The sequence below is a fragment of the Streptomyces sp. SDr-06 genome, assembly GCF_003324565.1.
Classification (GTDB): Bacteria; Actinomycetota; Actinomycetes; order Streptomycetales; family Streptomycetaceae; genus Streptomyces.
Window position 1 is genome coordinate 241,791 of the sequence record NZ_QOLA01000011.1, and the last position, 14,769, is coordinate 256,559.

13 protein-coding genes and 1 pseudogene are annotated in these 14,769 nt (G+C 69.7%); 10 read left to right on the plus strand and 4 right to left on the minus strand.

Going from position 1 to position 14,769, the window contains the following annotated elements; translation table 11 throughout:
• Window positions 1-265 precede the first annotated feature (265 nt).
• The 5 genes from DT019_RS23010 to DT019_RS23030 all read left to right on the plus strand — a co-directional run bounded on the left by DT019_RS23010 (window position 266) and on the right by DT019_RS23030 (window position 7,142).
• Entirely contained in the window at window positions 266-2,665 is a 2,400-nt protein-coding gene (locus tag DT019_RS23010) for a terpene synthase family protein (RefSeq protein ID WP_223279715.1), read from the plus strand.
• Between the two features lie 43 nt (window positions 2,666-2,708).
• A complete protein-coding gene (locus DT019_RS23015) occupies window positions 2,709-3,632 on the plus strand; it encodes a cation diffusion facilitator family transporter (RefSeq protein WP_114038770.1) in 924 nt (307 codons plus the stop codon).
• 49 nt (window positions 3,633-3,681) lie between these two features.
• Window positions 3,682-4,590 (plus strand): SDR family oxidoreductase, encoded by a 909-nt coding sequence (locus tag DT019_RS23020; protein ID WP_223279716.1) that lies wholly within the window; start codon window positions 3,682-3,684, stop codon window positions 4,588-4,590.
• 104 nt (window positions 4,591-4,694) lie between these two features.
• Window positions 4,695-6,224 (plus strand): alpha/beta hydrolase, encoded by a 1,530-nt coding sequence (locus DT019_RS23025; RefSeq protein WP_114038771.1) that lies wholly within the window; start codon window positions 4,695-4,697, stop codon window positions 6,222-6,224.
• Between the two features lie 399 nt (window positions 6,225-6,623).
• A complete protein-coding gene (locus DT019_RS23030; RefSeq protein WP_223279717.1) occupies window positions 6,624-7,142 on the plus strand; it encodes a GNAT family N-acetyltransferase in 519 nt (172 codons plus the stop codon).
• Between the two features lie 84 nt (window positions 7,143-7,226).
• Here DT019_RS23030 and DT019_RS23035 read toward each other — a convergent pair whose 3' ends face one another.
• On the minus strand, window positions 7,227-8,390 hold the full coding sequence (locus tag DT019_RS23035) for a hypothetical protein (protein ID WP_147267343.1): 1,164 nt from the start codon (window positions 8,388-8,390) through the stop codon (window positions 7,227-7,229).
• A gap of 506 nt (window positions 8,391-8,896) precedes the next feature.
• Between DT019_RS23035 and DT019_RS23040 the strand changes: the two genes are divergently transcribed.
• Entirely contained in the window at window positions 8,897-9,418 is a 522-nt protein-coding gene (locus DT019_RS23040; protein ID WP_114038773.1) for a two-component system response regulator, read from the plus strand.
• A 279-nt stretch (window positions 9,419-9,697) separates the two neighbouring features.
• Here DT019_RS23040 and DT019_RS23045 read toward each other — a convergent pair whose 3' ends face one another.
• Together DT019_RS23045 and DT019_RS23050 are read right to left on the minus strand one after the other, a co-directional pair.
• Complete coding sequence (locus DT019_RS23045; protein WP_114038774.1) at window positions 9,698-10,123, minus strand: hypothetical protein; 426 nt, start codon at window positions 10,121-10,123, stop codon at window positions 9,698-9,700.
• Window positions 10,120-10,398, minus strand: coding sequence for a CopG family transcriptional regulator (locus tag DT019_RS23050; protein ID WP_114038775.1), 279 nt, complete (start codon window positions 10,396-10,398; stop codon window positions 10,120-10,122). The genes DT019_RS23045 and DT019_RS23050 overlap by 4 nt, the downstream gene beginning before the upstream one ends.
• A gap of 234 nt (window positions 10,399-10,632) precedes the next feature.
• Here DT019_RS23050 and DT019_RS40360 point away from each other — a divergent pair, with 234 nt between their 5' ends.
• From DT019_RS40360 to DT019_RS40365, 4 genes and pseudogenes are all read left to right on the plus strand, one after another.
• Window positions 10,633-11,352: a hypothetical protein gene (locus DT019_RS40360; protein WP_223279718.1), complete on the plus strand. Its 720-nt coding sequence runs from the start codon at window positions 10,633-10,635 to the stop codon at window positions 11,350-11,352.
• Window positions 11,353-11,408: 56 nt separating this feature from the next.
• Entirely contained in the window at window positions 11,409-11,609 is a 201-nt protein-coding gene (locus tag DT019_RS23060) for a hypothetical protein (RefSeq protein WP_147267344.1), read from the plus strand.
• Window positions 11,610-12,169: 560 nt separating this feature from the next.
• Entirely contained in the window at window positions 12,170-12,730 is a 561-nt protein-coding gene (locus tag DT019_RS23065; RefSeq protein WP_114038777.1) for a hypothetical protein, read from the plus strand.
• Between the two features lie 70 nt (window positions 12,731-12,800).
• A pseudogene (locus tag DT019_RS40365) lies at window positions 12,801-13,085 on the plus strand (site-specific integrase); the annotation flags it as partial.
• Window positions 13,086-13,405: 320 nt separating this feature from the next.
• Here the strand turns inward: DT019_RS40365 and DT019_RS23075 are convergent.
• The gene (locus DT019_RS23075) at window positions 13,406-14,335 is read right to left on the minus strand and encodes a hypothetical protein (RefSeq protein ID WP_114038778.1); all 930 of its coding nucleotides are present in this window, start codon (window positions 14,333-14,335) and stop codon (window positions 13,406-13,408) included.
• Between the last annotated feature and the right edge of the window lie 434 nt (window positions 14,336-14,769).

Here is a 14,769-nt window from a genome sequence, read left to right on the forward strand (position 1 = left end):
GACACTCGGGGACACGTGTGGTGCGGACACATGTGGCGGTAGCTCATGTGGTGCTAGCTCATGTGGGGGCAGGCCGGCCGTGCGGGAGTCCGGGTGGCGTGCGGAGGTCCGTGGCGGCGACCCGGGCACCACCACCCCCGCCCCCACGCACCCCCTTTCGAACCGACTCACGCTTTCGTATGACAGGCGTACTGACCCCGAATGGTCCCGTGGGCGCTGGGTAGTTCGGGGCGGTCCATCATGTGCGCATCTGGAGGGCACCGCAGTGAGCCAGCCTTTCGTCCTGCCGGATTTCTATCTGCCGTATCCGGCCCGGCTCAACCCCCACCTGGAGTCGGCCAGGGCGCACTCCCGCACCTGGGCGCGGGACATGGGCATGCTGGAGGGGTCCGGGGTCTGGCGGTCGGAGGACCTCGACGCGCACGACTACGCGCTGCTCTGCTCGTACACCCACCCCGACTGCGACCCGGAACAGCTCGCCCTGGTCACGGACTGGTACGTGTGGGTCTTCTTCTTCGACGACCACTTCCTGGAGATGTTCAAACGGTCCCTGGACCGCAAGGGCGGCAAGGAGTACCTCGACCGCCTGCCCGCCTTCATGCCGATGGACCTCGCCGACGGCTTCCCCGAGGCGACGAACCCGGTCGAGGCGGGCCTCGCCGACCTGTGGGCCCGCACCGTTCCGACGATGACGCAGGCCTGGCGCGAACGCTTCGCCCTCAGCACCCGCAACCTGCTCAACGAGTCGCTGTGGGAGCTCGCCAACATCAACACCGGGCGGATCGCCAACCCGGTCGAGTACATCGAGATGCGCCGCAAGGTGGGTGGCGCGCCCTGGTCGGCCGGGCTGATCGAGTACGCCGCCCACGCCGAACTCCCCGCCCCGGTAGCCGGATCGCGGCCGCTGCGCGTGCTCACGGACGCCTTCTCCGACGCCGTCCACCTGCGCAACGACCTGTTCTCCTATCAGCGCGAGGTCGAGGACGAGGGTGAACTCAGCAACGGCGTCCTGGTACTTGAGACCTTCCTCGGCTGCACCACCCAGGAGGCCGCCGAGGCCGTCAACGACCTGCTGACCTCGCGGCTCCAGCAGTTCGAGAACACCGCGCTCACCGAAGTCCCGGCCCTGTGCGTGGAGATGGGCCTCGCGCCGGACGAGTACGCGCGCGTCGCGGCGTACGTGAAGGGGCTCCAGGACTGGCAGTCCGGCGGCCACGAATGGCACCTGCGCTCCAGCCGCTACATGAACGAGGACGCCGTCATCGGGCCCTCCCTCTTCTCGGGGGTGCTCGGCACCTCGGCGCTCGACATCACGACCCTGTTCGGGCGCCCGGCCGAGGCCCGCCTGCGCAGCTTCACCCACGTACCGATGCAGAAGGTCGGCCCGTCCCTGCTGCCCGACCTCGACATGCCGTACCCACTGAAGCTCAGCCCCCATAGGGGCCGCGCACATGAGCTGTCCATCGCCTGGGCGGAGCGGATGGGGCTCCTCGACGACATCTGGGACGCCGACAAGCTGGAGGCCTACGACCTCGCGCTCTGCTCGGCCGGACTCGACCCCGACGCCACACCGGAGGAGCTTGAACTCAGCGCCCAATGGCTGACCTGGGGCACGTACGGCGACGACTACTACCCGCTGGTGTACGGGCGGTCGCACCACCTGGCCGGGGCGCGGGCGAACAACCAGCGACTCCTGGCGTGCATGCCGGTCGACGAGCCGCGGGCCGCTCTTTCCCGGGCGCGCTCCCCCATGGAGCGGGGCCTCGCCGACCTGTGGGCCCGCACCGCGGAGCCGATGCCCCTGGAGGCCCGCGCGGACCTGCGCCGTGCCGTGGAGGCCATGCTGGAGAGCTGGCTCTGGGAGCTGCACAACCACGCCCAGCACCGCATCCCCGACCCTGTCGACCATGTGGAGATGCGCCGCCTCACCTTCGGCTCCGACTTCACCATGGCCCTGTCCCGGCTGCGGCACGCGGGCCAACTGCCGCCCGGGGTCCACGAGAGCGGCCCCCTCCGCAGCCTGGAGAACGCGGCGACCGACTACTGCGGCCTCCTCAACGACCTCTTCTCCTACCAGAAGGAGATCGAGTACGAGGGCGAGCTGCACAACGGTGTCCTGGTGGTCCAGTCCTTCTTCAACTGCGACTATCCGACGGGCGTGCGCATCGTCGACGACCTGATGCGTTCGCGGCTGCGCCAGTTCCAGCACGTCATCGACCACGAACTGCCCGTCCTCTACGAGGGCTTCGAGCTCGACGCGGGCGGACGACAGGCCCTCGACACCTATGTGGCCGAACTCAAGGACTGGATCGCGGGCATCGCGAACTGGCATGTCTCGGTGCGCCGCTACAAGGACGAGTACCTCCCGGATCTCCTGCCCCATGGCGACTCCGCACATGTGGCGGCCGCACAGGCATGGGCCGCCCCGCTGTGGATGCGGCCCACGGGGGCCGGGACCTCGGCGGACCGCGTACGCCTGCCCGCGGCCGTCCCGGAGCCCCCCGCCCCGCCCGCACCGGGATCGCCCACCGCGCCCGCACCGGAAATCCCCACCACGCCCGTCCCGGGGACGCCCACCGCGCCCGCGCCGGAGACGCTCACCGCGCCCGCGCCGGGGACGCTCACCGCGCCCGTCCCCACGGTGGCGGGAGGCCACGCCTCGTGATCCTCTGATGTGCGGGGGCCACACCCGGCACGAGGAGGCGCGCATGGGACACGACCACGGCGCTCCCTCCGCCGCGTCGGGCACGCTCAGCGGCACGTACCGCACGAGGCTCCTGTGGACCATCGGCATCAGCGCGTCGATCACCCTCATCCAGGTGGTCGGCGCGCTGCTGTCCGGCAGCCTCGCGCTGCTCGCCGACGCCGCGCACAGCCTCACCGACGCGGTCGGGGTGTCCCTCGCCCTGGGCGCGATCACCCTCGCCCAGCGGGCCCCGACACCCCGCCGCACCTTCGGCTTCTACCGCGTCGAGATCTTCTCGGCGGTCCTGAACGCGCTGCTGCTCGCCGCGATCTTCGTCTGGGTCCTGTGGTCGGCGATCGGCCGGTTCAGCGAGCCGGTCGAGGTCAAGGGCGGCCTGATGTTCGCCGTCGCGGTGGGCGGACTCGCCGCGAACCTCGTCGGGCTGTGGCTCCTGAAGGACGCCAAGGACAAGAGCCTCAACCTGCGCGGCGCCTATCTGGAGGTGCTCGGCGACGCGCTGGGCTCGGTCGCGGTGATCGTGGGCGGTCTGGTCATCCTGCTCACCGGCTGGCAGGCCGCCGACCCGATCGCCTCCATCGTCATCGGGCTGCTGATCGTGCCGAGGACGTACGGACTGCTCCGCGACGCCCTGCATGTGCTGATGGAGGCGGCCCCGGACGACGTGGATCTCGCCGAGGTGCGCCGCCATCTCCTCGACGAGCCGGGTGTGGTCGACGTACACGATCTGCACGGTTGGACGGTCACCTCGGGGATGCCTGTTCTCACCGCACATGTGGTGGTGAAGGAGGCGGCCCTGGCCAGCGGGTATGGGGCCCTGCTCACCCGGCTCCAGAGCTGCGTCGGCGACCACTTCGACGTGGCCCACTCCACGATCCAGCTGGAGCCCGAGGGCCACAGCGAGGCGGCGGACTCGCTCCACACATGAGCGCCGGATCCCGCTGTCACAGACCGCGGGGCTGTCCCGTCCTCTGGGCATGAACCCCATCGAGAACCAGAACCCGATCCAGATCCCCACAGGGCCGAGCACCACAGGGCCGACCCCCTCGGGGCTGAACCCCATGGAGCCGAGCCACACCAACGTCGGCGCCGCCATGGATGCCACCCCCACGGACGGGGACACCACCCTGGACATCGCCGTCGCCGGAGGCACCGGCACGCTCGGCCGCCACGTCGTGGACGAGCTCCGGGCGCGCGGGCACCGGGTGCGGGTGCTGAGCCGCAGGTCGGCCGAGTACCCCGTCGACCTGTCCACGGGCGAGGGCTTGGAGGCCGCGCTCAGGGGCTGCGACGTGGTGGTCGACGCGGCGAACTCCGTCTCGCCGCGCACCATGCGCGCCACCCTCGTGGACGGCACGCGGCGGCTTCTCGCGGCGGAGCGCGCCGCGGGCGTGGGCCACCACGTGTGCGTGTCGATCGTGGGCTGCGACCGGGTGCCGATGCCCTACTACAAGGTCAAGACGGCGCAGGAGGACGCGGTGACGGCGGGCCCGGTGCCGTGGACGATCGTGCGGGCCACCCAGTTCCACGAGCTGATCGCGGGGGTGTTCACGGCGACGGCCAGGGCCCGCTTCGTGTTCGCGTCGAAGCGGGTGGTCCTCCAGCCCGTGGCCGCCGCGGAGGCCGCCCGGGCCGTCGCGGACGCGGCCGAGGCCGCCCCCCGCAGCGGCCGGATCGAAGCCGCGGGCCCGGAGCGGACCGATCTGCACGCCCTGGCCAGGACCTGGCGCGCGACCACGGCGCGCAGGGCCGCCCTCCTGTCCGCCCCCATCCCCGGCCGGATGGGCCGGGCCCTGCGCGCCGGGCGCCTCGCGTCGGCCCGCCCCGAGGCCCAGGGGGCCGTCGACTTCGCCCAGTGGCTGGCAGACCGGGCGCCGAGCAGCTGACGAAGCCGTCCACGGCTACCGAGCGTGAGCACGGCTCGGCGCGCGGGTTCCGGCGGCGGTGTCTAGCCTGATCGGGGGGCTTGGCTTCCGGAAAGGGTGAGTCGATGCTCGCTCGACGCGCGATCGCGGCCGGCGCCGGTGCGGCGCTGGCGTTGATCGGCCCCGCGGCAGTCACCCGCGCCGCCGGGCCGGAACCGGATCTGGGCAGGTTCTACCAGCAGAAGATCGGCTGGGAGCCCTGCAAGCCCACGGAGGGCCAGACCGGTGAACTGCTCGACTCCGTACGGGAGATGGAGTGCGGCACCCTCAGCGTGCCGGTCGACTACGCGGACCTCGGCAAGGGCGCCATATCCCTGGCGGTCGCCCGCTTCAGGACCGCGGCGCACGGTGACGACCGCAAGGGCTCCGTCGTCTTCAACTTCGGTGGCCCGGGCGAGTCCGGAGTGGACGGCCTCGCCGCGTTCCGGGCCGTCGTCGGCGGCGTCGCCCAGCACTACGACCTGGTGAGTTTCGACCCGCGCGGGGTGGCGCGCAGCTCCCCCGTGCGCTGCGGCGGCGAGGACGAGCCGGCGCGGCTGGAGGGCGCGAGCCAGGACGCGCCGGGTTCGGGCGCCGCCGCGGTCGCCGAGGCGAAACGGATCGCCGAGGCCTGCCACCGCAAGACCGGCCCGGTGCTCGACCACGTAGGCACCATCAACACCTCCCGCGACATGGACGTCCTGCGCCAGGTGATCGGCGACAAGAACCTCAACTACCTGGGGATTTCGTACGGGACGCGGCTCGGCGCGGTCTACGCGAGCCAGTTCCCGAAGAAGACCGGGCGGATGGTCCTGGACGCGGTCGACACGCTCCAGGGCTCCGCGGAACGGGACGTCCTCGCGCAGACCAAGGGGTTCCAGCGGGCCCTCGACACGTTCTTCACGGGCTGTGCCCAGCAGAACTGCGAGCTCGGCACCACGCCCGCCGAGGTGAGGGCGACCTTCGACCAGGCGGTCGCGAAGCTCGCCGACGGCAGGACCGTCACGGGCGCCGACAACCAGGACTTCACCGGCGACGACCTCCTGAGCGCGGTGCGGACCGCGCTCTACAGCCAGGCCGCCTGGCCGACGCTGTCCGCGGGGATCGCCGCCCTCCTTCAGGAGGGCGACCCCACCGTCCTCGCCTCGCTCAGCGATGCCTCCGAGGACACGCCCGCGACCGACAACTCGCGTGAGGCGCTGCTCGCGATCAACTGCGCGGACGATCCGGAGCGCCCGGCCGACCCGGCGAAGGAGTTCGACACCGTACAGAAGCAACTCGCCCAGGAATCCCCGTACTTCGGGACCGGAGCGGCCGCGCAGGCCGTCGCCTGCGCGGGGTGGCCCGCGGGTACCGACTACATCCGCCGCATCGACCACCCGGGCGCGCCCAAGATCCTCGTCGTGGGCGGCAAGGGCGACCCGGCCACGCCGTACCCATGGGCCCAGGACACAGCGAAACGGCTCGGCTCGGGTGTGCTCGTCACCTACGAGGGCGAGGGGCACGGGGCGTACTCGGCCTCCCAGTGCATCCGGGCCAAGGCGGACGCCTTCTTCACGAACGGCACGGTGCCGAAGGAGGGCACGAGCTGCCCGGCGGAGACCCCGGACGACTGACGGGCGCGGCAGCCCAGGAGCGGGGTCGGCCACCGGACCCGCCCCAGCGGCCCGGGGTCGCCCCACGCCCGGCCCAGCGGCGCGGGGTCGGCCCACACCCGGCCTCGGTGGCCCCGGGTCGGCCCAACGGCCCGGCCCCAGCGGCCCAGGGTTGGCCCACCGGCTTCTGCCGGGCTCGAAGGCCTCCGCCCACCGGCCCGGGCGGTCCCGTTCCAGGCCGCCCGGGCCGTAAATTCACTCGCCCCGGGCAGGGGCAAATGGAACGATCGGCCGCATATGGATACCTCAGCTACACCGTCCCCCGACATGTGCCCGGACCACATGGCGTCCCCGCCTACGTCGGCAGCGCCGCACACCCCAGCCCCGCACACGCCCTCCGCGCGTACGGCGTCCCCGCACGTGTCGCCCCGCACCACCTGGACCACGCGGCCCGAGGGACCGGAGGACATCCCGGCTGTGCGGGCGGTGAACGTGGCCGCGTTCCCCTCCGAGCAGGAGGCGGACCTCGTGGACGCGCTGCGCGCGGACCCGGCGTGGATCCCGGGCCTCTCGGTGGTGGCCGAGGCTCCTGACGGCACGGTCGTGGGCCACGCCCTGCTCACCCGCTGCCTGGTCGACGAGGCCCCGGCGCTGGCCCTCGCGCCGGTCGCCGTGGCGCCCGGCCACCAGCGCACGGGTGCCGGATCCGCCGTAGTGCGGGCCGCGCTCGACGCCGCACGGGAGCGGGGCGAGGACCTGGTCCTGGTGCTGGGCCACCCGGACTACTACCCCCGCTTCGGCTTCGCCCCGGCCTCCGGACTCGGCATCCGGGCCCCCTTCGACGTACCGGACGAGGCGATGATGGCGCTCCGGCTGCGGTCGGACGGGGCGGGGGCGCCGACCGGGGTGATCCGCTACCCGGCACCGTTCGGGATATAGCGGCAGCCCACATGTGGGCCCAGGTGTCACCCGGATCGCCCCCCGGGGACCGGCGCCCCAATCCAGCGCCACTGTGTGGTCCCGCTACAGCAGCCGCGCCGTGGCACCGGCCCGCTGCGGGGACTCGGCGGGCCGTTTCAGGGCCCCCAACACCCATGCGGTGTACCGCGGTTCGGTCACGACGTACACCGGAGTCGCCCCGTCCCGGCACTCCACGACCTGGGCGCCGGGGGCGGGCCGGGGGCCGGGGTCGGTCCAGTAGGGCGGGCGCACCCGGACGGCGGTGAGGGTGCGGGGCACGGGGCGGCGGGCGAACCGGCCCGCCGGGTCGGGGGTGGCGGCCAGGTACCCCGGCGCGGCCAGCAGATGGCCGAACCCCTCGTGGCTGTAGGGGACTTCGCCGAGGATCGTGCCGGGAAAGCACTCCTCGCCGAGGGGGACCAGCGGGGTCACCTTGATCGTGTCGGTGGTGCGCCGGTGGTGGCGGTGGGTCAGCCACGCGGCGCCGGCGAGCACCGGCACGGCCCCGACCGCCGTGAGCAGCAGGGCGGTGGGCACCCCGCCGGTGACCCACGGCGTACCGAAGGCGAAGCACGAGATCAGCAGCACCGAGGCCAGCGGCACGGTGAGCCGCCAGCGCTCGTGCGCGGACGACTCGGCGCGCCGGACCGAGCAGTACGCGGCGCGCAGGCAGGCCCCTCCCACGGAGAGCAGCACGAGCGCCGCGGCGAACGGCAGCCGGTAGCCGCCCCGCGGATCCGCCACGGTGTACTGGCGCAGCCCCTGGAAGTCGACGTACCTGATCTCCCCGCGCCAGTACGTGAGGTGAAGCGCGGTGCCGGGGTGTACGGCGGCGAACACCGGGGTCCGGCCGTCCATCTTGACGCGGCGCGGCGCCACTGCGGCGGCCCGGCCCGGCGCGGCGGACCTCAGCGGCCCGGTCTTCAGCCGCCCCGGCAGCGCCACGGGCTCGTCCTGTACGTGGCCGAAGCCCAGCCAGTAGTACGTCGAGCGGTGTTTGTGGTCGGCCGCGGCGGAGGTGACCGTGGCCGTGACGGTGTGCCTGCACTCGGTCGAGGCCTGGGCCACCGGACACGCGGCTGCGGCCACGAAGGCGCGCTCCTGGTCCAGGGCGCCGGGGACGACGGCGAGGAGCAGCCAGCCGGCGACGATCACGAGGGCGGCGCCGATCACCGCGGGGGTGAGGGCGGCCGACCGGTCGCGGGCCGTGGTGGCGAGTGCGTTCACCGTGCGCCACACGGGGCCGCGTACCGCGTGAAAGGGGATGACGGGATCATCATCCGGTCATTCTGGAGGCTGGAACGGATCAAGTTCCGCACGGTGAAAGGTGGTTCAGACCAGCGGGACCGCCGGTGCATATGACCGGGGGAACCCGATCTTGCGGCCCTGGCTGATTCCGCGGGCCCCCGGGCGGAGGGCGGGACGCACGGGCAACGGTTCACCCATAGGGGTTAGTGGGGCGGGACATGGGCCAGTGGCACTTGCGTGTCGGCACCCCGTGCCGCCAAGGGGCGCGGACAAGCGGCACTGTCGACACCCTGATGTTCCGGGCCGCCCGGTGCGAGAATTCGGACCACACAAGCCGGCCTGCGACCGTGTGCGGACGGTCCGGCACGCGCACGCCACATGTGCATTCCCCACATGCACGCGACCGGGGTGCTCCTCGACTGCGTACGAGCGACCGCGAACGGGCATATGCCTATCCGGCGCTCCCGAGTGAAGGTGATGGGGCCATGTCCGCGGACATGAAGGTGCTACTGGTCGACGACCACGAGGACAACCTGTTCGCCATGGAGAGCATCCTCGCGCCGCTCGGGTATCCGCTGGAGCTCGCGACCAGCGGGGACGACGCCCTCAAGGCCGCGCTGCACGGGGGGATAGCGGTCGCGGTCCTCGACGTGGTGATGCCGGGCGTCAGCGGCCTGGACGTCGCGCGCTATCTGAGCCGCCTGACCCAGACGCAGCTGATACCCGTCATCCTGGTGACTGGCATGGGCCAGGACAGCGAGATGGCCGCGCAGGCCCTGCACCTGGGCGTCGCCGACTACCTGATCAAACCGATCGACCCCTGGGCTCTGCGGATCAAGGTGCAGTACCTGTACCGCACGAGCATCCTCCTGGCCGGTGCCCCGCCCCGCCAGCGCGGCCCGCGCAACCACCCGACCGAACCGGCCCAACTGGCCGCCAGACGGCGCCCGTTACGCCCGACGGACACGGTCCGCATCCCCCGCCAGCCGGAGGAACCCCCCTTGTGACACCCGTCACGCATCTCGGCGCCCTGGAAAAGACCACGAACGTCGAAGGGCCCCACTGCGAACAGTGGGGCCCATCGACATCGTGCCCGGTGAGGCACTGGCGGAGGATACGAGATTCGAACTCGTGAGGGGTTGCCCCCAACACGCTTTCCAACTGTTCGTCTGGGGGTTCGGGGAGGGACGGGGGTGTTCTGACCTGGGGTGGAGTAGGCCATGGGACGGATGGTGGACGGCGCCGGACGGCGACGAATGAGACCACAACTGAGACCAGGGTGCCGGTCATACCCGCTTGACGACGATCGATTCCGGAACCAGCTTCTCCAAGTCGTCCACGTCCGAGGTGAAGACGGTGACCTGCCCTTTCTGCTGTCGGGCGATAATGGCGAGCACCGCGTCGATCGCGTACTTGTGGCCGTGAAGCTTGGCGTCGGACAGGAGCCGACGGGCCTGGCGTGCCTCGTCCTTCCCGATGTCGGCGACTTTGAGCCGGGAGAGCACCCAGTCCCAGCGCTGCTCGGTGGTTCTGCCGTCGTACGCCTCCACCAGTGTCATGGGCGACGTGACCGCTTCGGCTTCGCCCCGTGCTGCGAGATCCAGCCAGGCGATCATCTTCCGGTCGCCACGCACAGCGAGGGACAGGGCTTCGCAGTCGAGCACGAAGACGCGCAGTGGCCGCTGCCCGTGCGCACTGGCTCGCTTGGTCACGCAGCCTCGCTCGCGTTGTGTCCTCCCACGGCGAGGCGACGCTCGTGCTCGGCGTCGAGATCTTCCAGCTCCGAGAGTGCTGCCGCGCGCTCGTCCTCGGTGACCGCGCCGTGTTCCTCCTGCAGCCAGTCGACCAGTTCCAGCAGCCGGTCCCGATCGCGCTTGAATCGCAGTGCTTCGGCGACGTACGCCGAAAGTCCCCGCTCAGCCGCCTCGGCGCGGATCTCGTCCAGGAGATCTTCGGGGATCGTCACCGTTACTTTCTTGGTTGCCATACAAGTCACCATACTCTTGGTGTGAATGCCCCTACCAGATTGCCGTGACCCAGAGGGCAAGGAGGCCCATAGCCAATCCGTGAGCCCTGCCCATGAGTGATCGCCAACTCGTACCGCTTCACTCGGCCACTGCGTGTCGTTCACTCTCATCAGCGCTTGCTGCGTCGGATGAGGATGGTGGTCCTTCGTGATGGCGAGCCTCCTGCCGTTGACGGAACGACAGGAGGAGAGCCCATGTCCCTGCTGCCTTCGGCAGACGTCTTCAGGTCGATCGAGCTAAAGGTTCCGCAGCTGCTCGGTGGTCAGTTGGTCTGTCCACATGTACCCGGGGAGAGATGTTCGGTCGGCGAGCACCTCACGCTCTCAGAGGCAAAGGAAGCGGCGGCACGGGATGCCGCCGATGCTGCTGTGCGGGATGCGCTGTGGCGGTGCGTGGGGCGCGATGCCCGAAGCGACGTGCCGAACTTGGCTCAGCGCGGCCAGTTGCTTGCGTTGTATTTCATCATCCCCTACCTGCGGAAGTCGGCCGCGAGAGTCTCAAGGAGGCTCTGCGTCGATGTCGCAGAGGTGAGGTCAGCCATGCTCGTCGGCGCGTTGTACGGGCTGGCACTGGCTGCTGAAGCCGATGACGTCCGTGATGAGGTCATCCGGGCTGCCAATGCCGCCGGCTGGGCGGTGGAGCGGTCTGATCCGGCCGAGCGTACGACGGATCCGCACAACCTTGTCGACCGTGCGAGCCTCCTTGACGGCGACTACTCGCCCATCCGCAACGAGTCGGACGTCCAGGCCGTCGGTGAGGTGGGCTCTTTGCTGGGGGAGCGCATCAGCGGCGAATGCATGGGCGCTACCTTGCACCGCCTCGGGCTCTTGGCCGCGTTCCTCGACTCCGGTTCGCGGCAGATGCCCGGGGGCGAGTCCGACGAACTCGGGGGACTGCAGAAGGAAGCCGAGTGACCCCGAGCGCAAGGCGACTGTCGGAGTGGCTGGGTGAGCCAATGCCCCTACGCAAGGTGGCAGATCTCCTCGGGGTCGACGCAGGGAAGGCGTGCGGACTGGTGAGGGCGGGCCGCTTCCCCTGCCGTGTCACGAAGGAGAAGGGGAAGTACGTAGTCCTTCCCGCCGATGTGTTGGTGGCCATGGGGCTCGATGATCCGATCGTGCGGATCGTCGACCTGCTGGCCGGAGTCGAGTTCGCGAGGAGATGGGACTGAGGGCTGGCCGCCGCCGGGCCGAGGGCGACATCGGAGGGCGGGCCGCGCGAACGTCCCACCCTCCGGGTTGACGCCGGCATGGAACGGATTGGTAGGGCGCATGTGGATGGTCGGTGCGCTGCTGATCTGTCGCGCGGCTCCGCGTCGGCGGCTTCGGTCGCATGAAAGCAATCGATAGCGCGGATGGTGACGTCCAACAGGAACGTCTTGCCGGGGCCACGGTGTCCGGCGACCGTCCTGCCGACACCGCGCGCCCGTCCGGGGGCGTTCGCGGGGACTCAGGGAGCAGGTCAGAGAGGGCGCGTACGGCGGTGAACGGTGGCGGTCGGCGATGCACCGGACAAAGGCCAGGACGACGCGCAGGACGAAGAGAGCCAGTTTCGCTGTGGTGAGTTGATCAACTCTGTGGCTCGGGGCCCGCTGAAGCGCGCCCCGCGCGTGGCTCCGAACCGCTGGGAGTCGGATGGTTCTGCGGTTCTCACTCATCTACAGGGAGGGAACCGCCTGATCCGTTCCCACTGCACCGAATCGGGTCCGGCGACAAGCGAAGGAGCAAGAGCATGTACGACTGCGAGAGATGCGGACGGTCCCGGCAGGGGTTGTTCTTTGGCTCCGGGATCGGAGAAGCGAAGTGGTGGTGCCGGCGCTGCCAGAGCGCCGATCAGAAGGAACTGATCAGCTCTCTGGATGACCACGCCCGGGACGTGCTCGACCGTGACGCCGACGGCGTGCACTGGCCCTACGGCCCGAACATCTACATCCAGATGCGCGCGGATCTGTTGGACTGGGCGGACCGGCACGACCTCAAGAGCGGCAACACGGGGTGTTCGTCCGGACTCCACTGGCTCGACAGGGGCCGCTACGCCAAGAGGGAGTGCCAAGGCAGGCCGGGGTTCTACGACCACACGACCACGTGGCTTTCGCGGACCACCGGCAGGCCCGCTCTGGTCTTCAACCAGCCGTACAGGCAGGTGGACCCGGCCGAGGTTTGGGATTCCATAAGCGAGTACCCGTCTCTCACGGCCGAGGTCGGGCCGGAGAGTTGGTACGGCGCAGGCACCAGTGGTGTCTACATCTGGAATCACGGCAACCGTTCCGTGGCTGTTCGACTGCCCCGTTGACCGCGCATCGAAGCGTTCCACCTCGCGGTCGGTCTCCTCGGAATTGTGCCCGGTGAGGCACTGGCGTAGGAGTGACCAGCACTACTGGAAGCGGCTGTTGGAAGCCGCCAGGTTCGGAACGCCCGGCTGCACGACGCTCGGCGCACGGACGACACCGTGCTCGTGCTGCTCGGTGTCCCGGACCGGGGCATCGATCAGATCACGGGGTGGGGGCCTGGCACCTCGGCAAGCATGCGGGCGAGGTACCTGCACGTGCCGGACGCCCTGCTCAAGGAGGTGGCCTGGAAGATCGCCGATGCCATCTGGGGAGCCCCGGACGCCGCCTGGGGACAAAAACCGGGACAACGGTGCTTGAGTGAACAACGAAGCGGCCCCGCTGCGATCAGCGGGGCCGCTTCGTTTCGCCTGTACAGGCGGCTGCGGAGGATGCGAGATTCGAACTCGTGAGGGGTTGCCCCCAACACGCCTTCCAAATGTTCGTACGGAGGTCCGGGTGGGGCCGGGGGGCGTCCTGACCTGCGGCGGGGCGTTCCGCGAGCCCTCGTCCGGACGGTCCCGGTCGGGGGCGAATGGGACCAGAACTGAGACCAGGCCGGCCACGGATTCTGCACGCCACCGTCCTGGGCGCGGCATCGAGAGCCGCGCTTCGGACAGCACGGCGCGGTCCCAGCCTCCCTAACCGAAGAGCCTCACGCCGCCCTCCCCGAGCCACTTGTCATTGGGGACGACTGTCTGCGAAACGACTTCTGGGAAACGATCCGCCAGATATTCCTGTTGGATCTCCTCGCCGGTCCTTCGGTCGAGAACGGTTTTGATGCCACCCAACTTCATCTTCTTCAGGGTGCCGATGGACTCGCCGGAGACAAGGGCGTTGAAAGCTTTGATTGCCTGTGCTGACTGCTGCACGCTGTCCCGGCTGACCATCCCGCGGTTCACGCTGAGCATGGTGTTTGTGTACATGGCCCGGGGGTCTCGACCGACGAATTCGCGGCTCGCCTCGCCGATGCCGTCAAAAAATAGGTCTGCGACCTGCTCCGGCCATGCTTCCGTGATGATTTTATAGGCCACGATCAAGCCTGTTGCGCTGGCATGGCACTGCTTCCCCTTGCTTACCAGGCGGAGGATGTGATCCTCGGGGACGGGCCACTTCACCACGAGTTCCTGCAGCTCCTCGGCGGTGAGTCGGCCGCTGGTCCAGCGCATCCAGGAGTGTCCCGCCGTCCGGTTAGCGAGAACCTTTAGCGCGGCCGCGTACACGTTGGCATTGGCCTGCCTCATTTCCGTGATCTGCGCGACGAAGTCGCCCGCAGTGCGGACGCGGCCACCGTCAATGGCGGTGAACGTGTCGGGGCTGAGGTTGTACGTGACCTGTGCGGTTACGGTTGTATCGGTCTCGATGATCGCTGCGGCGCGGTGCTGTCCATCGATGAGGCAACCGTGCCAGTCGAGCGCGAACCCCTGATGCGTGGTGCGGAAGTCCCCCTTGCGGAGAATGTTCTTGAACTTATCTACATTGGAGCGCTTCAAAGGGACTCGATTGCATGTCCTCTTGGTCATCCAGCTCGAGCATCTTTCGGGCGTCACCTCGATGATCTCGGTGTACACCGGCAGATTATTTCCACTTTGCCCGGCCATAGTGCTCTCTCCTCGCGCTCGCATTGTCCCGGTCTCTCGACCGAGGCGAGATCATCGTCTCGCCCCTCGCCGAAGGCTAGAGCGCTGCATCATGGGGGGCGCGCGATGTCGGAATCTCGCCGAACGTGATCAATAGGTGGTCTTTAGTGGCAGTGTCTCTGTTCTTTCTGGTCGAGTTCTTCTCCATGTGTGGGTGCGCTCGCGGGTCTCCACAAGCGTCGATGCCTGCACAGAGTCTCGGTTGGATAGTGCTGACCAGGCGGTGACCCCTTCGTATCGGTAGTTCGTTAAACCCGGCGGTAAAGATCAAGGGGTCTGCCGGCGGTGACCGCGTCGATCAGGGCCTGGAGTTCGGGTGGTGGGTCGGTGTCCGTCCAGGCTCGCCACCAGCGGTGCAGGGTGGT